The organism is Streptosporangium brasiliense (assembly GCF_030811595.1).
Classification (GTDB): domain Bacteria; phylum Actinomycetota; class Actinomycetes; order Streptosporangiales; family Streptosporangiaceae; genus Streptosporangium; species Streptosporangium brasiliense.
On record NZ_JAUSRB010000002.1, the window covers coordinates 6793168 to 6810297 of the forward strand.

19 protein-coding genes and 1 pseudogene are annotated in these 17130 nt (G+C 71.4%); 11 read left to right on the forward strand and 9 right to left on the reverse strand.

Going from position 1 to position 17130, the window contains the following annotated elements; translation table 11 throughout:
- Window positions 1-829 precede the first annotated feature (829 nt).
- Window positions 830-1353, reverse strand: a pseudogene (locus J2S55_RS39710) (integrase core domain-containing protein); the annotation flags it as partial.
- A gap of 184 nt (window positions 1354-1537) precedes the next feature.
- Between J2S55_RS39710 and J2S55_RS39715 the strand changes: the two are divergent.
- Both J2S55_RS39715 and J2S55_RS39720 read left to right on the forward strand, forming a co-directional pair.
- Window positions 1538-1735, forward strand: coding sequence for a DUF4158 domain-containing protein (locus J2S55_RS39715; RefSeq protein WP_306871877.1), 198 nt, complete (start codon window positions 1538-1540; stop codon window positions 1733-1735).
- Window positions 1726-4566 (forward strand): Tn3 family transposase, encoded by a 2841-nt coding sequence (locus tag J2S55_RS39720; RefSeq protein ID WP_306871879.1) that lies wholly within the window; start codon window positions 1726-1728, stop codon window positions 4564-4566. Before J2S55_RS39715 ends, J2S55_RS39720 begins: the two co-directional genes overlap by 10 nt.
- A 16-nt stretch (window positions 4567-4582) precedes the next feature.
- Here the strand turns inward: J2S55_RS39720 and J2S55_RS39725 are convergent, their stop codons facing one another.
- Window positions 4583-4969 (reverse strand): ArsR/SmtB family transcription factor, encoded by a 387-nt coding sequence (locus J2S55_RS39725; protein WP_306871881.1) that lies wholly within the window; start codon window positions 4967-4969, stop codon window positions 4583-4585.
- Between the two features lie 56 nt (window positions 4970-5025).
- Here J2S55_RS39725 and J2S55_RS39730 point away from each other — a divergent pair, with 56 nt between their 5' ends.
- The 7 genes from J2S55_RS39730 (at window position 5026) to J2S55_RS39760 (ending at window position 10894) form a co-directional block, all read left to right on the forward strand.
- Window positions 5026-6111, forward strand: coding sequence for a flavin-containing monooxygenase (locus J2S55_RS39730; RefSeq protein WP_306871883.1), 1086 nt, complete (start codon window positions 5026-5028; stop codon window positions 6109-6111).
- A 133-nt stretch (window positions 6112-6244) separates the two neighbouring features.
- Complete coding sequence (locus J2S55_RS39735) at window positions 6245-6400, forward strand: hypothetical protein (protein WP_306871887.1); 156 nt, start codon at window positions 6245-6247, stop codon at window positions 6398-6400.
- Window positions 6401-6437: 37 nt separating this feature from the next.
- Window positions 6438-7865 carry an FAD-dependent oxidoreductase gene (locus tag J2S55_RS39740; protein ID WP_306871889.1) on the forward strand — a complete coding sequence of 476 codons (1428 nt, stop codon included), beginning with the start codon at window positions 6438-6440 and terminating at the stop codon, window positions 7863-7865.
- A gap of 14 nt (window positions 7866-7879) precedes the next feature.
- Complete coding sequence (locus J2S55_RS39745; RefSeq protein ID WP_306871891.1) at window positions 7880-8152, forward strand: hypothetical protein; 273 nt, start codon at window positions 7880-7882, stop codon at window positions 8150-8152.
- Window positions 8149-9387 carry an MFS transporter gene (locus tag J2S55_RS39750; RefSeq protein ID WP_306871894.1) on the forward strand — a complete coding sequence of 413 codons (1239 nt, stop codon included), beginning with the start codon at window positions 8149-8151 and terminating at the stop codon, window positions 9385-9387. The genes J2S55_RS39745 and J2S55_RS39750 overlap by 4 nt, the downstream gene beginning before the upstream one ends.
- Before the next feature lie 32 nt (window positions 9388-9419).
- Complete coding sequence (locus J2S55_RS39755; protein WP_306871897.1) at window positions 9420-9818, forward strand: ArsR/SmtB family transcription factor; 399 nt, start codon at window positions 9420-9422, stop codon at window positions 9816-9818.
- Window positions 9815-10894, forward strand: a complete 1080-nt coding sequence (locus J2S55_RS39760) for an ArsO family NAD(P)H-dependent flavin-containing monooxygenase (RefSeq protein ID WP_306871900.1) — start codon at window positions 9815-9817, stop codon at window positions 10892-10894. Before J2S55_RS39755 ends, J2S55_RS39760 begins: the two co-directional genes overlap by 4 nt.
- Here the strand turns inward: J2S55_RS39760 and J2S55_RS39765 are convergent.
- Window positions 10891-11769, reverse strand: coding sequence for a hypothetical protein (locus J2S55_RS39765; RefSeq protein ID WP_306871903.1), 879 nt, complete (start codon window positions 11767-11769; stop codon window positions 10891-10893). The genes J2S55_RS39760 and J2S55_RS39765 overlap by 4 nt on opposite strands.
- Before the next feature lie 177 nt (window positions 11770-11946).
- On the opposite strand from J2S55_RS39765, the gene J2S55_RS39770 reads away from it, so the two are divergent.
- On the forward strand, window positions 11947-12234 hold the full coding sequence (locus J2S55_RS39770; protein WP_306871905.1) for a hypothetical protein: 288 nt from the start codon (window positions 11947-11949) through the stop codon (window positions 12232-12234).
- The gene (locus tag J2S55_RS39775) at window positions 12231-13583 is read left to right on the forward strand and encodes a M28 family metallopeptidase (protein ID WP_306871907.1); all 1353 of its coding nucleotides are present in this window, start codon (window positions 12231-12233) and stop codon (window positions 13581-13583) included. Before J2S55_RS39770 ends, J2S55_RS39775 begins: the two co-directional genes overlap by 4 nt.
- Window positions 13584-13623: 40 nt before the next feature.
- On the opposite strand, the gene J2S55_RS39780 is transcribed toward J2S55_RS39775, so the two are convergent.
- The 6 genes from J2S55_RS39780 to J2S55_RS39805 all read right to left on the reverse strand — a co-directional run bounded on the left by J2S55_RS39780 (window position 13624) and on the right by J2S55_RS39805 (window position 17112).
- Entirely contained in the window at window positions 13624-14088 is a 465-nt protein-coding gene (locus J2S55_RS39780; RefSeq protein WP_306871909.1) for a hypothetical protein, read from the reverse strand.
- A 76-nt stretch (window positions 14089-14164) separates the two neighbouring features.
- Window positions 14165-14389, reverse strand: coding sequence for a hypothetical protein (locus J2S55_RS39785; protein WP_306871912.1), 225 nt, complete (start codon window positions 14387-14389; stop codon window positions 14165-14167).
- 103 nt (window positions 14390-14492) lie between these two features.
- Window positions 14493-14897 (reverse strand): arsenate reductase ArsC, encoded by a 405-nt coding sequence (locus tag J2S55_RS39790; RefSeq protein WP_306871915.1) that lies wholly within the window; start codon window positions 14895-14897, stop codon window positions 14493-14495.
- Window positions 14890-15978, reverse strand: a complete 1089-nt coding sequence (arsB, locus tag J2S55_RS39795) for an ACR3 family arsenite efflux transporter (RefSeq protein WP_306871918.1) — start codon at window positions 15976-15978, stop codon at window positions 14890-14892. The genes J2S55_RS39790 and arsB overlap by 8 nt, the downstream gene beginning before the upstream one ends.
- Entirely contained in the window at window positions 15978-16370 is a 393-nt protein-coding gene (locus J2S55_RS39800) for an ArsR/SmtB family transcription factor (protein ID WP_306875777.1), read from the reverse strand. The genes arsB and J2S55_RS39800 overlap by 1 nt, the downstream gene beginning before the upstream one ends.
- Window positions 16371-16458: 88 nt before the next feature.
- Window positions 16459-17112, reverse strand: a complete 654-nt coding sequence (locus J2S55_RS39805) for an arsenate reductase ArsC (RefSeq protein ID WP_306871920.1) — start codon at window positions 17110-17112, stop codon at window positions 16459-16461.
- Window positions 17113-17130 lie beyond the last annotated feature (18 nt).

Here is a 17130-nt window from a genome sequence, read left to right on the forward strand (position 1 = left end):
CCATGGGGTATCAGTGCTGTTGTCATCGAGATGTCAGTAGCCTGCCTTCGGCTGCTCCCCCTCGCGTCGGGGAACGGATCAAAGATCGACACTGCGCACGGCGCTGTCGCGCCAGCAGCCGACCGTGTTGGTGGCAATCGTCATCGTGCCGTCGGCAACAGTCTCTCTCTACGATCGTCTGCTCTCGGTTGAGCGCTCAGTCTCTTCGCCCGTCCGGTTCGACGCCCGCCCCCTTGGACGGGGGCGGAGATGACGTTGAGAGAGGCGTTTTCCGGCGCCGACAGCCGCTGCGGCGTACGGACGTGTGCGTCTCAGGGACGCTCAGGGAAGTCCTTGTGATGCGCAGGGGGCGGCTTCCGTCAGCCTCTTGCGTTCGGTGATGAGGTCCTCCCTCCAATTGGATGCAACGGATAACGCGCGGACCGGCGCAGGCCACAAGCATGTTTTGGCTGGTCTGGCCGGTGAGGGCCAGGGTAGTTTCGTCCGATTTTGCGTGAGTTACAGGCCGACGCCTCGCATGGCGTTGTCACGCCAGCGGTCGACGGCGCGGATATAGCGCAGGACGACCGGGGAGGCGGGGGCCCAGCGGCCGTGCGGGGAAATTTTCAACGGATATGCAGGTCAGCGACCCATTGCCAGGATGTTGCCGCAGCACTCCGAGAGCGCCCTGACCTGCATATCCGTTGTTTTCACGGCGATTGCTACCGGGCCCCCTAGGTGTGATGTCTCAGGACGTTGGTTCCACGGCGTCCTCGATCGTGAGCTGGACGGGCAGTAGATCGAGGGGATCGGGGTGCTCGTCGGCGGTGAGCCGGTATCCGTGGTCGGTGACGCAGCTGGCGGGTGGCTTGCCGCCGAGGGCGCTGTGCGGACGTTCGTAGTTGTAGTGGTTGAGGAAGTCGGCGAGGGCGGCGCGGCGTTCGTGTTCGGAGGCGTAGGGGCGGACGTAGGCCCATTCGCGGGCGAGGGTGCCGTTGAAGCGTTCGACCTTGCCGTTGGTGCGCGGGGTGTAGGGGCGGGTCCGCTTGTGGGTGGTGCCGGTCGCGGCGAGGGCGTCGGCCCAGGCGGCCGAGCGGTAGCAGGAGCGTTGTCGGTGAGGACCCGCCGGACGGTGGTGATGTCGTGGGCGGCGAAGAACGCGACGGCGCGGCGCCAGAACGCCGCTGCGGTGGTGCCGCGTTCGTCGTCCAGGGCCTCGGTGTAGGCCAGGCGAGAGTGGTCGTCAACGGCTGAGTGCAGGTAGGTGTAGCCGACCTTCCCGGTGCCGGGCCCGACACGCTTGGAGGCGAGCGCTTCAGGGGTGCCGACGCCATGGGCACGCCAGCCACCGCCGACGGGGATCCGGCCGAGCTTCGGGGGGCGAGCAGCAATGGAACGGTCAGTGGCGTTAGCGAGGCGTCGGGGCGCGGCTTACCGCCACTCGCCGTTCGGCCTTCGAGGAGGCTGGGTGCAGAAATTAGCGGTAGAGAGTTGATCTTCGTGCCGGTTCGGTGACAGCGCCTGTTTGAGCAGGTCGCGGGGCCTACGTTGCTGGGCCATGCCCTTCGAATTTCTCTCTGATGAGCAGATCGCCCGCTATGGCCGCTTCCCCGAGGAGCCCTCGGCCGCGGAGCTGGAGCAGTTCCTCCGCCTGGACCGCAGCGCGCTGGACGCGCTGGCGTCCAAACGGCGCCCGGCCACCAGCTCGGCTGGGCCGTGCAGTGGGGCACGGTACGGATGCTCGGGGTGTTCCTGACCGAGGACCCGCTGGCGGCCCCGCCGGGCGCGGTGGCGTTCGTGGCCGAGCAGCTCGGGCTCGATCCGGCGCACTTGGCCGACTACGGCCACCGCCAGCAGACCGTCTACGAGCACGCCTGGGAGATCCGCCAGTTGCTGGGCAACCGCGACTTCGGCGCCTGCGAGAGCGAGGTGCGCCGGTACGTGGCGGCGCGGGTGTGGGCGTCGGTGGAGGGGCCGCGGGCGCTGTTTGACCGGGCGCGAGTGCACATGCTCAAGGAGCGCATTCTGCTGCCCGGCATCACCGTGCTGGTGCGGCTGGTCGGCGAGGTGCGACGGGCGGAGAACGAGCGGCTGTCGGGACGGTTGTCGCGCGACATGCAGCGGGCGCTGGACGCTCTGCTGGCGGTGCCGGACGGCAGGAGGCGCTCGGAGCTGGAGCGTCTGCGCACGGCGCCGAGGAAGGCCTCAGGCCGGGTGCTGGCCGAAGAGCTGAAGCGGGTGGCCGAGATCGCGGCGCTGGGCACCGGCCGGGTGGCGACCGACCCGGTCCCGGCGGTCAAGCTCGGGGCGCTGGCCCGCTACGGGCTGGCCGCCAAGGCACCCACGCTCAAAGGGCTGGACGAGCCGCGCAAGGGAGCGACACTGCTGGCCACCGTGCGGCATCTGGAGGTCTCCTCGGTCGATGACGCCTTGGACGTGCTGGATCTGCTGATCGCCACGCATCTGCTGGCAAGGGCGGAACGGGCGGGCAAGGCCGAGCAACTGCGCACGTTCCCGAAGCTGCGCAAGGCGGCGCGCACGATGGCCTCGGCGATGGAGGTGCTGATGACCGTGCCGGAGGCCACGGAGGAGCGGCTGGTGTCGCTGGTGGAGGTGTGGAAGACGATCGAGGAGGTGGTGCCGCGCGAGAGGCTGGCGGCCGCGGTGGAGACGGTGGCGGAGTTCGTGCCCGTCACTGATGACGATGCGGCGGCCGAGTGGCGGGCCGAGCTGGTCAAGCGCTACCGCACCGTGCAGGGCTTCATCGAGCCGCTCCTGCACACGATCCGGTTTCGGGCCGTTGAGGCCGGCAGCGCGGTGTTGGCGATGGTGCGCACCGCGGCGGCGATGGCCAAGAGCCGCCGCCGCTACGCACCGGGTGATATCGCCGCCCACGATGGGCTGATCACCGGGTCGTGGCGGGGCCTGGTCTACCGCAACCCGGACCTGCCGGCGGGGCAGGTGGACAAGGCGGCGTTCGTGCTGTGCGCGCTGATGCACCTGCACGCCGCGCTGCGGCGGCGTGATGTGTTCGCTGAAGGCTCCGAACGGTGGAGCGACCCGCGGGCCCGGCTGCTGGCCGGGCAGGCGTGGGAGCAGGCGCGGCCGCGGGTGCTGGCCTCGCTGGAGCAGGAGCAGGAGCTGGAACCGGCCGGTCACCTGGCCGAGCTCGCGGGCGCGCTGGAGGCGGCCTACACCCGGGTGCTGGACGGGCTCGGCGGCAACACCGCGGTGCAGTTCGTGGGCGGGCGGCTGCGCCTGGACAAGCTCGGCGCGGTGGACGAGCCGCCGCTGATGAAAGAGCTGCGCACGCTGGTCGGCGGCATGCTGCCGCGGGTGGACTTCCCCGAGTTGCTGCTGGAGGTCTTCGACCGCACCGGGCTGCCGGCCGACTTCACCCACGTCTCCGGCGCGGATGCGGCCATGGAGGACTTCCCGATGAGCCTGGCCGCGCTGATCGTGGCCGAGGCGTGCAACATGGGCCTGGTGCCGATTGAGAAGCCGAACGTGCCGGCGTTGACCCGGGCCCGGCTGCAGCAGGTCGACCAGGGCTACTTGCGCGGGGAGACGATCGCCGCGGCGAACGCCCGGTTGATCGCCGCCCAGGCCGGCATCGACATCGTCAAGTCGTGGGGGTCGGGCCATATCGCCTCGGCCGACGGGCTGCGCTTCGTCGTGCCCGTGGCTAGTCTGCACGCCGGGCACAACCCGATGTACTTCGGCCGTCAGCGCGGCGCGACCTGGCTGAACGTGGTCAACGACCAGGTGATGGGCATCAGCGGGCTGGTGGTGCCCGGCACGTTGCGTGACTCGCTGTTCATCTTGGACGCCTTGTTCAACCTCGACGGCGGGCCCAAGCCGGAGACCGTAGTCACCGACACCGCCAGCTACTCCGACCTCGTCTTCGGACTGTTCGCGATCTGCGGCTACCAGTTCTCTCCGCGCATCGCCGACCTAGCCGACACCCGGCTGTGGCGGACCAACACCGCCGCCGTCTACGGGCCGCTGGAGCACATGTCCCGCCACACCATCCGGCTCGATCGCATCCGCGCTCACTGGGGCGACATGCTGCGCGTGGCCGGCTCGCTGACGATGGGCACGGTGCGCGCCTACGACCTGATCCGGATGCTGTCGGCCGACGGCCGCCCCACCGGCCTGGGCGAGGCGTTCGTGCACTACGGCCGGATCTTCAAGACGCTGCATCTGCTGCAGTTCCTGCACGATGAGGGCTACCGGCGGATGATCGGCGCCCAGCTGAACGTGCAGGAGGCCCGGCACCGTCTCGCGCGGAAGATCGCGTTCGGCAACCGCGGTCAGCTGCGCCAGCGCTACCGCGAGGGCATGGAGGACCAGCTCGGCGCGCTCGGCCTGGCGCTCAACGCCGTGGTGTGGTGGAACAGCCTCTACCTCGACGCCGCCGTCAAGCAGCTACGCGCCCAAGGCTTTCCGGTCACCGAACAGATGTGTGCCCGGCTGTCGCCCATCGCCTACAACCACATCAACTTCCTGGGCCGCTACGCCTTCACCCGCGCCGACGTCGGCTCCGGGCTGCGCCCCTTCCACGACCTGCCCGCCTCGACCGGATGAACCCGGCCACCGGCGCTCAGCAGCAGAATTTCAGGTAGCTCTGCAGGTCTTCGAGGATGCGGGCGACGCCGTCGCGATCGCCTCGATACAGCACTTCCTTGCCGTCGCGGCGGGAGGTGACGATGCCACTGCGGCGCAGCAGGGCGAGCTGCTGGGAAGCGGCGGACTGGCTGATGCCGGCGCGTTCGGCGACCTGGTTGACCGACAGCTCGGCGCCCTGGGCGAACAGCAGCATGATCTGCTGGCGGCCGGGGTTGGCCAGGGCCTTGAGGAAGTCCTGGGCGGCCTGCGGCAGCTGCGGCGACGCGCACGCGGGGCCCGCTCTCCCGTCTGTGGGCTCATCCGTCGGCGCGGCTGATGATCTCGTGGGTTCGGCCATGAGTGCTCCCTCCTGCGCCAGCACCCTACCGCTCATTTCAAGTTATTGACATATTAGAAAATGACGGTACGTTCTGCGGCATGCCCATCGACAACGACCGTGTCCTGATCGTCGGGGCCGGGCAGTCCGGCCTGGCCTCCGCGCACGCCGCCCTGGAGCACGGGCTGCGGCCCGTGCTGCTGGAGGCTTCCCGGCGGGCGGCCGGGTCCTGGCCGCGCTACTACGACAGCCTCACCCTGTTCTCACCCGCCCGCTACAGCAGCCTGCCCGGCATGGGCTTCGACGGGGACCCCGAGCGCTACCCACGCCGCGACGAGGTGGGCTCCTACCTGGAGCGCTATGCCGTCGCCCTGATCGAGCGCGGCGCCGAGCTGCGCACCGGCGCCCGCGTCAGCGCCGCCGAAGCCGGCAGGCAGGGGTTCACCGTGCGGCTGGAGGGCGGCGAGCAACTGAGCGCCGGCGCCCTGATCGCGGCCAGCGGCTCCTTCGGCCGCCCGCACCGGCCCGCCCTGCCCGGCCTGGACACCTTCACCGGCCCGGTGTTGCACGTCGCCGACTACCACTCGCCGACCTCGCTGCCCGGTGAGCACGTCATCGTGGTCGGGGCGGGCAACTCGGCGGTCCAGGTCGCCCACGAGCTGGCCAGCCAGCGCCGGGTGACGCTGGCCAGCCGGGTGCCGATCCGGTTCGTGGCCCAGCGCCCGCTGGGGCGTGACCTGCACTTCTGGTTCCGGGTGACCGGCTTCGACCGGCTGCCGCCGGCCCGCGCGGAGGCTCCGCCCGCCTCGCCCGTGCTGGATGACGGCCGCTACCGCCGGGCGCTGCGCGAGGGCCGCTACCGGCGCCGGCCGATCTTCGCCCGCCTGGACGGCGATCAGGCGACCTGGCCCGACGGCAGCCGTGAGCGCGTCGACGCGGTGCTGCTGGCCACCGGTTACCGGCCGAACCTGGCCTATCTGGAGAGGCTGGGTGTGCTGGGTGCCGATGGCCGCCCGCGCCAGCGCCATGGCCTGTCGCTGATGCACGTCGGTCTGGGCTACCTGGGCCTGGAGTGGCAGCGCACTCCCTCCTCCAACACGCTGCGCGGCGTCGGCGCCGACGCCCGGCACGTGATGGGGGTGCTCGCCCGTCAGCTGCGCGGCACTCGTCAGCGCACCCGAGCCTGAGCCCGGCCCGTCTTTCCCTCCGCCCTGCGATCCCCTCTGCTCCGGCGAAGACTGCGAGTTGATTTGACTTCCATCTAAGCAGTGGCGCATGATGACTCCTGCTTAGATGAATTTCTATTCAAGGGGGTGCGCGATGCGCGCTCTGTTCACCCGACGACACCGCCCGGCCACCGAGCGGGCGAATATCACCTTCGACGAGGCCACCTCACGGGTGTGCGACATCGAGTGCCGCGCCGAGGCCGCCATCGAGCGCGCCCGCGCCTACGCCGCGTTCCCGCTTTTCCGCTGATCCACCTCTAACCCATTTCGCCACCTGGAGAGCAGTTATGAGTGACAGTTGCTGCGGCCCCACGCCGATCGCGATCGAACACACCGCCACCCCTCAGCAGGCCACCTCAGGGCGATGGGATGACCTGCCCGTGGTCGTGATCGGCGCCGGCCCGGTCGGGCTGGCCGCCGCCGCCCACCTGGCCGAACGCGGCGTCGACTTCACGGTCCTGGAGGCCGGTGACTGCGTCGCCGCCTCGGTGGCGCAGTGGGGGCACGTGCGGGTGTTCAGCCCCTGGAAGTACAACATCGACGCCGCCGCCCGCCGCCTGCTGGAGGCCGACGGCTGGACGGCTCCGGACGCCGACTGGCTGCCGACCGGCGCCGAACTCATCGACGGCTATCTGGCGCCGCTGGCCAAGCTGTTCGGCGACCGGGTACGGCTCGGCGCGAAGGTGACCGCGATCAGCCGTCTCGGCTACGACCGGGTCCGCACCGCCGGCCGCGACCAGGCCCCGTTCCTGATCCGCCTGGCCGACGGCACCGAGCTGCAGGCCCGAGCGATCATCGACGCGTCCGGCACCTACACCAGCCCGAACGTGCTCGGCGCGAGCGGCCTGCCCGCCCACGGCGAGCACGAGGTGTTCGTCGACCACGCCCTGCCCGACGTGCTCGGCGCCGACCGCGACCACTACGAGGGCAAGCGGGTGCTGGTCGTCGGCGCCGGCCACTCCGCCGCCACCACGCTGCTCGCCCTGGCCCAACTGGACGACACCCCGATCACCTGGGCGATCCGCGCCGGCAACGCCACCCGCACCTACGGCGGCGGCGACGCCGACGCGCTGCCGGCCCGCGGCGCGCTCGGCACTCGGCTGCGCGCCCACGTCACCTCCGGCCGCATCCAGTTGCTGACCGGCTTCTTCACCCACCGCGTCAACGCCACCGGCCAGGGCGTCGAGGTGATCAGCCGCGACCCGTCCGGCCGAGAGCAGAGCGTCACCGTGGACCGGATCGTCTCGGCCACCGGCTACCGCCCCGATCACTCCATCGCCTCCGAACTCCGGCTCGACCTCGACCCGGTGCTCGGCTCCACCCGTGCCCTGGCCCCGCTGATCGACCCCAACCAGCACTCCTGCGGCACCGTCCCTGCCCACGGCGTCGGCGAACTCGCCCACCCCGAGCCCGGCTACTACGCGGTCGGCGTCAAGAGCTACGGCCGCGCGCCGACGTTCCTCATGGCCACCGGTTACGAGCAGGTCCGCTCGGTCGTGGCGGCGATCGCCGGGGACTGGGAGGCGGCCCGCGACGTTCAGCTCGACCTGCCCGAGACCGGCGTGTGCTCCTCCAACCTGGCCGAGGCCCAGGAGCAGCGGGTCGGCCTGGCCACCGGCATCAGCGGCGGCCTGCTGTCGGCCCCGCTCCCCCTCGCCACCGTCAGCGCCCCGGCCGGTGCCGGCGGCGAGTCCGGCGGCAGCTGCTGCGGCTGAAAGGAACACCCCTGATGTCCGACGGCTACCCCACCGCCGCACAGAAGGAGGCGCTACGCCTCATCTGCCACCACGGGCGACTGGAGACCGAACGCCTGGGCCGCCACCTCCTGCGGGCCCGGCGGCCGAGCACCAACCCCGGCTACGCCCGCGCGATCACCCGGATGGCGGGCACCCTGGCCTGGCGCCTGCACGCCCAGGGCTTCATCACCGAAACCGCGGGCGGCGCCTGGGCCACGACGGCAACCGGCAGGCAGCTCATCGCCTGTCCCGGCGAGTGCGAGTGAGCGCCCCCGCTTCGAGCGCCGTCCCCGCCCTCGGGGACGGCGCTCAGCCACGTCGGCGGCACGGCCGGCCAGTCGTCGCGGCGCTGGCCGTCACCCAAACCATCGGCTACGGCGTGCTCTACTACGCCTTCTCCGTCTTCCTCGCTCCCATGGCCCGCGACCTGCACGCAACCAACACGCAGATCGCCGCGGCGCTCACCCTGTCCATCCTGATCGCCGCCCTGTGCGCGCCGCTGGTCGGCCGCCTGCTGGACGCCCGCGGCGGTCGCGCCCTGATGACGGTCGGCTCGCTGCTGGGCACCGCTGCGGTGCTGGCCTGGTCGCGCGTGGAGAGCCTGCCGCAGCTGTACGCGGTGTTCGCGCTCGTCGGCGTCGCCTGCTCCCTGGTGCTGTACGAGGCCGCCTTCGCCGTCATCGTCTCCCTCTACGCCGGCAACGAGCGCGGCCGGGCGAACGGGCTGCTGGCGCTGACCATCGTGGCCGGGTTCGCCTCCTCGATCTTCCTGCCGCTGACCGGCCTGCTCGTCGACCGGTACGGCTGGCGTACGGCGCTGGTGATCCTGGCCCTGATCTACGGGACGGCGGCGATCCCGCTGCACGCCCTCGTGCTGCGCCGCCGCGCCCGTCCGGCGAGCACACAGGCGTCCGACGCGGCGCAGGAGCGCGCCGCCATCGTCAAGGCGGCCACCCGCCGGCGGCCGTTCTGGCTGCTGATGATCGCCTTCACCGCCAACGGCGGCGCGGTCGCGACCGTGGCGGTCCTGCTCATCACCTACCTGATCCAGCTGGGCCACCCGCCCGTGCTGGCCGCCACGCTGGCCGGGCTGCTGGGCGTGCTGTCGGTGACCGGACGGCTGATCACCACCGGCCTGCAGACCCGGCTGCCCGCCGCGCTCATCGCCGCCGCCATCTTCGCCCTGCAAGGCGTGGCCGTCCTGCTGCTGCCCCTGATCGGCCGCAGCGTGGCGGGCGCGATCGGCGCGGTGCTGCTGTTCGGGCTCGGCTTCGGCATCGCCTCGATCACCCTTCCGCACCTGCTGGTCGGCCGGTACGGCACCACCGCCTACGCCTCGCTGGCCGGCCGCATCACAATCTTCTCCGTCGCCGACAAGGCGCTGGCCCCGCTCGGCGCGGTCGCCCTCGCCCAAGCCGTCGGCTACGGCTGGGTGATGAGCGCGGTCGCCGCCGTCTGCGGGATCGCCGCGTTCGCGCTGCTGGCCTACCACCGCCTATAATTTCGACAGGCTTCTAATCAGGAGGGGTTGTCATGACCGTCCCGACCGGCCAGTGCTGCGCCCCGATCGCCCGCGAACCGCTGGCCGAGGACGCTGCCGCCGAGCTCGCCGTCATGCTCAAGGCGGTCGCCGACCCGGTACGGCTGCGTCTGCTGTCGATGATCGGCTCCCACGCCGGCGGCGAGGCCTGCGTGTGCGACCTGACCGGTACCTTCGACCTGACCGCCCCCACCATCTCCCACCACCTCAAGGTGCTGCGCACGGCGGGTCTGATCGACGGTGAGCGGCGCGGCACCTGGGTCTACTACCGCATCGTCCCCGAGGCGGTGAACCGGCTCGGCGCGCTGTTCGCCCCGCTCACCGAGTCCGCTCCTGGACCCGCTCCCCAGCCTGCCGCGGGACGCACCGAGCTGGAGCTGCTGCCCGCATGACGGCCGCCCCCCGGCCCGTCGACGTCCTGGTGATCGGCGGCGGGCAGGCGGGCCTGGCCGCCGGCTACTATCTGCGCCGCACGAAGGCCGACTTCGTCATCCTCGACGCCCAGGACGGCGCCGGCGGCGCGTGGCGGCACGCCTGGGACAGCCTGCGCCTGTTCTCACCGGCCCAGTACAGCTCGCTGCCCGGCCGCATGATGCCCATCCCGCCGGACGGCGGCTACCCGAGCGCGGCCGAGGTCGTAACCTACCTGACCGACTACGAACGCCGCTACGAGCTGCCGGTGCTGCGCCCGGTGACCGTGAACGCCGTCCGGCGCGGCGACGGCCACCTCCTGGTCGAGACCGGCCACGGCACCTGGCAGGCCAAGAGCGTGATCAGCGCCACCGGCACCTGGTGGCGCCCCTACATCCCGCACTACCCCGGCATGCGCGACTTCGGCGGCGAGCACCTGCACACCGCCGGCTACCGCGGCCCCGAACCGTTGCGCGGCAAGCGCGTGGTCATCGTCGGCGGCGGCAACTCCGCCGCCCAGCTCCTGGCCGAGCTGTCCACGCTCGCCGAGGTCACCTGGGTAACCCAGCGGCCGCCACGCCTGCTGCCGGACGACATCGACGGCCGCGCCCTGTTCGACCTGGCCACCCGCCGCCACCGCGCCGTCCAAGCGGGCCGGCAGGCCGAGGGCATCGCCGACCTGGGCGACATCGTCGCCGTCCCGCCCGTGCGCGAGGCCCGCGACCGGGGCGTGCTCAAGGCCGAGCCCATGTTCACCCGCATCACTCCCGACGGGGTGGCGTGGGCCGACGGCAGCACGGTGGCGTGCGATGTGATCCTGTGGTGCACCGGCTTCCGCCCCGCGCTCGGCCACCTGGCTCCGCTGCGGCTGCGCGGCCCGGACGGGCTCATCCCCACCCGCGGCACCCAGGCGGTGGGCGAACCCCGCCTGCATCTGCTCGGCTACGGCGACTGGACCGGGCCCGCCTCGGCCACCCTCATCGGCGCCGGCCGGACGGCCAAGGAGGCCGTGGCCACGCTCGTCGAGCAGGTGCACGACCGCGGCGGCGCCAGCTAACCTTCGCCGCTCACCGGGATGCCCGACTGCTGCACCCAGCGTTCGACGGTCCGCCAATCCGCCCCCCACGCATACGGGCTGAGGCTTCCATCGCGTCGCAGCTGCGCGTTCTCCGCGACCCCGTACACCTGCAACAGGTCGCCGACCAGATGGGCGGCCGCTTTTACCAGGGCAGGGCCGTTGTCGGCCAGATCATCCAGCCAGGCCACCGATTCGCCATGGGCCAGCCTGACGCCCCGTGCTCCCCACGCGCGAGGAGCGCCTGCGATCTTGGTGGGAGTCAGCAGATCGACGGCATATCTGCCGTGGCGGGGATCGTTGTAGGGCCATTCCTCGCTGTGAAGCTTGGGCTGCACGGCCGGGTGCAGGGACAGGTCCGAGACCAGCATGAGGCGCAGCAGCGCCGACCCGGTGGCACCGGCCCGGTCGCGTGCGTGCCGGGCCAGAAAGCGCAACGCGCTCACCGTCCGCGAGGCGATCTCGGCGTCCACGATCCCGACCTTGACCTCCTCGCCGGAGGAGGGGTAGATGGCCTGCGGATGCAAGGCGAAGGTGCCTGCGCCGTCGGTGTGCAGTTCGGCCCGCACAGCCTGCGCTGTACCCGCCCCGGACTCGGCGATGATGCGGCGATGGCCGACGCTCACCTCCTGGAAGGTGGGGGTGTAGGCGCCCAGCATGACGACCTCGTGCTCGGCCTGCCTGCGGATCCGGTCCACGGCGGCCCCATCCACGATCATGTCGCCGGGCAGGTCCGGCACCAGGGACACCGCCAGCAGCGGGAACGGGCGCGGTATCTGGGCGCTGCTCCGCGCCGCCGTGGTGACCACGCCTCGTTCCAGCTCCCGCAGCCGGTCTCCTTGATCGGCGGCGCCCATCAAGCACCGCCGGTATGCCGGCTCCCCGCTCCCATACGGACACCCACCCCCGTTGATTCGATCTATATCTATCTTGACGTCTATCGAATCAGCGTGAGATCGTACATCTGCTTAGACATCCATCTAATTGTTCCGAGCGCAGGCGGATCGCTCCTCCTGCTCGGTAGGGAGACACACATGACGAACTCTGCAGCGACCGGCGGCTTCCTCGGCGACCTGGAAGAAGCCTTCACCCCGCCCGCAGCCGGAAGCTGCTGCGGCGCCCCCTCCGCCTCCGCCGGCGAGGCGTCCGGCGTCGCCGGGCAGGGCACGGAGCCGGCGGCTGCGGCGACGGCCTGCTGCGGCAGCCCGGCCGCCGCCGAGCAGGCAGCCCAGAGCGGTTGCTGTGGCCAGGCCCCGGCTCCGGCCGCTCCCCAGGCCGGTGTTCAGGACGGCGTTCACAAGGCCGCCGGGTGCTGCGGATGACCAGCACCGCATCCGAGCGCCACCAGGGGGGTCAGGGCGGGCCGGACCTGGCCCCCTTGGTGGGGGCGGTGTCGGCCACCCGCATGCACGCCACGGTGTGTGAGCTGGCCGGCGACCGGTACGCCGGGCGACGCGTGGGCACGTCCGGCGGCCGCGCCGCCGCGACCTGGCTGGCCGAGCAACTCGGCGAGCTGGGCGCCCAGGTGCACCTGTCGGAGTTCGACGTCGCCGACGTGCGCGAGCTGTACGCGACACCGATGCTCGACTGGAGCAGCGCCGGGCAGACGCAGCGCCTGGAGCACCGCCGCGACTTCGTCGAGCACCTGGCCTCCGCCGACCTGGCGCACCCGCGCTCCGCGCTCCTGGTCAAGGTCCCCGAGACCGGCTCTGCGGCCGGTACTGCGGCGGGGCTGCGCGAGCGGTGGGTGCTGGCCGAGGCCGCGAACTGGGGGCGGGCGTGCGAGCTGGCCGAGGCGCAGGGCGCGGTCGGAGTGCTGACCGTGCGCAGCACCGACGCCGATGGCTGGATGCCCAAGATGATCGCCGGGCCGCCTGCCCGCGCGGTGCCCATCATCGGCGTGCATCCCGAGGTCCACCGGCGCCTGACCGAAGCACTCGACGGTGGCCCGGTTCAGGTGACCGGCTCGATGCCGTTGCGCCAGATCGCCACCCGAGGCCGCAACGTCTACGCCGGCTTCCCGCGCCTTCCTGGCACCGAGACCGGTGCCGAGGCGAGCACCGGGGCCTACAACCCGGCCGACGGACGCCGAGGCGGCACCGCTCACGGCGGGCAGGCCGGGCTGCGGGTACTGCTGAGCGCGCACTACGACGGCGTCGGCGACGATCCCGACCGGCGCCTGCCCGCAGCCGCCGACAACGCCTCCGGGGTGGCCGCGGTCCTGGAAACCGCCCGCGTGCTGGCCGCCGCTGCGCCGTCCAGGGTGCTGGAGCTGACGGTGGCCTTCCTGGACGCGGAGGAGGCGGGCGCGTGGGGCTCGGCCCACCACGCCTCCACCCTGCCGCCCGACACGTTGGTGATCAACCTCGACGGTGCCGCGCAGCTGCACCAGGCCGCCGCCGTCGAGGCGGGCGGCCCCGCCCACGCCCTGCTGGCCACGCTGGACCAGGCCGCCCGCCTGACCGGCGTGCCGCTGCGGGCCGGCGCCATGGCCTCCGACAACCGCCGTTACGCCGCGGCTGGGCTGGCCGCGGTCGGCATCGGCATGGGCATGCCCGGCTACCAGACGCCCGCCGAGACGCCTGAGCGCGTGCAGGCAGACACGCTGCTGGCCGCTGCCCGCCTTCTGGTGGCCACCGTAGGACTGCTGGCCGCCCAGGCGCCGGCCTGATCACCTCGCCGGTGGCGCCACCCGGGTGCAGCCGCTGTGCTCAGGTGCCGGCGCTGGGTGACGAGGCAGTGGCCTGCTGGGTGAAGTGTTCGGTCAGGGCGGTCATCTTGCCTAGGTAGCGGGCGGCCAACTGCAGGTGGGTGTAGGCGGTGTCCTCATCGACGGCTCGCCCGCGGGGATGGCCGGCCTCGTTGCGGGTGATCCTGAGCAGGTCGGCCACCGCGTCCATGGTCAGGTTGTCACCCAGATCGTCGGGCAGCGTGTGCCGCATCGGCTCCAGCCGGGCGCGCAGCGCCTGAAAGCGCGCGTTCTGGGAGCTCTTGGGGTTGTCCAGTTCCTTGCGCAGCTTCTCGGCCGAGCTGCCCAGCGCGGCGACCATGGCCTCGGCCACGCCGAGGAAGACCTGCTCGGCCGCGACTCCGAGCATCACCGAGCAGGCCAGGTAGCAGCCCGCGTTGAAGGACTGCAGGGCCTCCTGCATGTACTGGTAGGCGATCGGATGCAAGTCCGGAACCTGGCGGCGCAGCCGGCGTAGGTAGCCTTCGGGGTCGTAGGGTTCCCATGGCCCGCCCCCGACCGCCCTACGGCCTCGCTCGGAGTTTCCATCGCCAGTTGTCACTGGCCGGTTGGCGTTCGGGGTCCAGGTAGATCAGGCCGTCGGCAAGCAGTCCCCATAACGCCTCCCACGCCTCGTGTGATCGGCAGCCGGTGGCTGCCTGGATGGACTGGGGCAGGCAGGCTCCGTGGAAGCGGGTGTCCGTGTGCGGGGTGGCTATCAGTCTGAGGACCTGGCTGCGGATCTGCATCCCGACAGGGTAGCCAGCCGATTGCCGTCCGTACCGGCGTGAAACGGGCGATGGCCGCCTCCTGCCAGGGGAGGCGGCCATCGCCGTCGTTCAGCGCAGGCGCTCAGCCGGGCAGCACCTCGCTGAGCAGCTTCTCGATGCGAGAGCGGATCTCATCCCGGATGGGGCGGACGGCTTCGATGCCTTGGCCTGCGGGGTCGTCGAGTTTCCAGTCCTCGTAGCGCTTGCCGGGGAAGATGGGGCAGGCGTCGCCGCAGCCCATGGTGATGACCACGTCGCTGGCCTGGACGGCCTCGGTGGTGAGGATCTTGGGCTGGGCGGTGGTGATGTCGATGCCAATCTCGCGCATGGCCTCGACGGCGACGGGGTTGATCTGGTCGGCGGGCGCGGATCCGGCGGAGCGGACCTCGATGCGGTCGCCGGCCAGATGAGTGAGCCAGCCGGCGGCCATCTGGGAGCGTCCGGCGTTGTGCACGCAGACGAACAGGACGCTGGGCTTGTCAGGCACGTACGGGCTCCTTGGTGAACAGGCGGCGCCCGGCCAGGCTGACGTAGACCAGGGCGACCAGGACGGGGACCTCGATGAGCGGTCCGACCACGCCCGCGAGGGCCTGGCCGGAGGTGACGCCGAAGACGCCGACCGCCACGGCGATGGCCAGTTCGAAGTTGTTGCCGGCGGCGGTGAAGGCGAGCGTGGTCGTCTTGTCGTAGGGCAGGCCGATCGCCTTGCCGGTCAGGAAGCCGCCGCCCCACATGAGCGCGAAGTAGGCCAGCAGCGGCAGGGCGATGCGGGCCACGTCGCCGGGCTGGGAGGTGATGGTGTGGCCTTGCAGGGCGAACAGGATGACGATGGTGAACAGCAGGCCGTACAGGGCGATGGGGCCGATGCGTGGCAGGAAGCGCTGCTCGTACCAGCCGCGGCCGCGGGCGCGTTCGCCCAGCTTGCGTGAGGCGTAGCCCGCGGCCAGGGGGATGCCGAGGAAGACCAGCACGTAGAAGGCGATGTCGAAGGCCGACACCTCCAGCGCCGACTGCGGCAGGCCGAGCCATCCGGGCAGCACCTGCAGGTAGAACCAGCCCAGCGCGCCGAAAGCGATCACCTGGAAGACGGAGTTGAGCGCGACCAGGACGGCGGCGGCTTCCCGGTTGCCGCAGGCCAGGTCGTTCCAGATGAGCACCATGGCGATGCACCGGGCGAGCCCGACGATGATCAGGCCGGTGCGGTACTCGGGCAGGTCGGGCAGGAAGATCCAGGCCAGCGCGAACATCAGCGCCGGGCCGAGCACCCAGTTGAGCAGCAGCGAGGAGAGCAGCAGGCGGCGGTCGCCGGTGACGGTGCCCAAGCGGTCGTAGCGAACCTTGGCCAGCACCGGATACATCATCAGCAGCAGGCCGAGCGCGATCGGCAGCGAGATCTCGCCGATCTTGACGGCGTCCAGCGCGGTGTCCAGGCTGGGCACCAGACGCCCGAGCAGCAGCCCCACGCCCATGGCCGCGATGATCCACACCGGCAGGAACCGATCCAGCACCGACAGCGCGCCGATCACGCCTGCCGATGGCGCGGTGGCCTGTGCAGGTCGTGCCGCCATCACCGCGACACCGCAGCTGCAGCAGCCGCCTCACTTGCGGGCCCACTGGTGGGCCCACCAGTGGGCAGGGTCAGCAGCGCCGACAGCTCGCCCAGCGTCTCGGGCACCAGTCGGTAGTACACCCAGGAGGCGCGCCGCTCCGAGGTGAGCAGCCCGACCTCCTTGAGCACCTTCAGGTGGTGGCTGATGGTCGGCTGGGACAGCTCGAAGGCGTCGGTGATGTCGCACACGCACACCTCGCCGCCGGCGCGGCTGGCCACGATCGACAGGATGCGCAGCCGTACCGGATCGCCCAGCGCCTTGAACACCCGCGCCACCCCGGCCGCCTGCTCGGCGTCCAGGGGCTGCCGGGTCAGCGGCGGGCTGCACTCCAGGATCTCCAGCAGTTCCATCCACTGCCCTTCCATATAGATGCTCGTCGAAATAGGTGTATGTCTATATTGACATCTGCCTCTGCCTGCCCGGTACGTGAGCTTGCTCTCAGCCGGCCGGGACGCCGATGTCGGACAGCAGGGCGCGGACCCGGCGCTCGATGTCGTCGCGGATCGAGCGGATCTGCTCCGGCGTCTTGCCGTCGGGGTCGTCCAGGTCCCAGTCCAGGTAGTGCTTGCCCGGGTAGACCGGGCAGGCGTCGCCGCAGCCCATGGTGACCACCACGTCGGCGGCCTGGACGATCTCGCTCGTCCACGGCTTGGGGAACTCGCCGGTGATGTCGATGCCGCGCTCGTGCATCACCTCCACGACGGCCGGGTTGATCAGCTCGCCGGGCTCGGTGCCGCCGGACCAGCCGAGCGCGCGCTGCCCGGCCAGGTGAGTGAAGAAGCCGAGCGCCATCTGCGAGCGGCCGGCGTTGTGCACGCACAAGAACAGCACGATCGGCACGCCGGCGTTGTCCTTGCCCTCGACGCGGGCCAGCGCGCGCAGCCGCTGGCGGGCGAACCGCTCGGCCAGCAGGGGCAGGTAGTTGGCGATGACGGCGCGGCCGGCGAACTGGTCGTAGCTGGTGTGCAGGAACCGCTCGATGGTCTCGGTGCCGAAGGTGCCGGTGAACTCCTCGCCGAGGGCGCGGGCTGCGGTGAGCAGGGCGTGCTGCTGATCGACGGTCAGATCAGCGTGGCGGTAGGTGCTGTCCATGAAGGGCTCCGGCGGCGT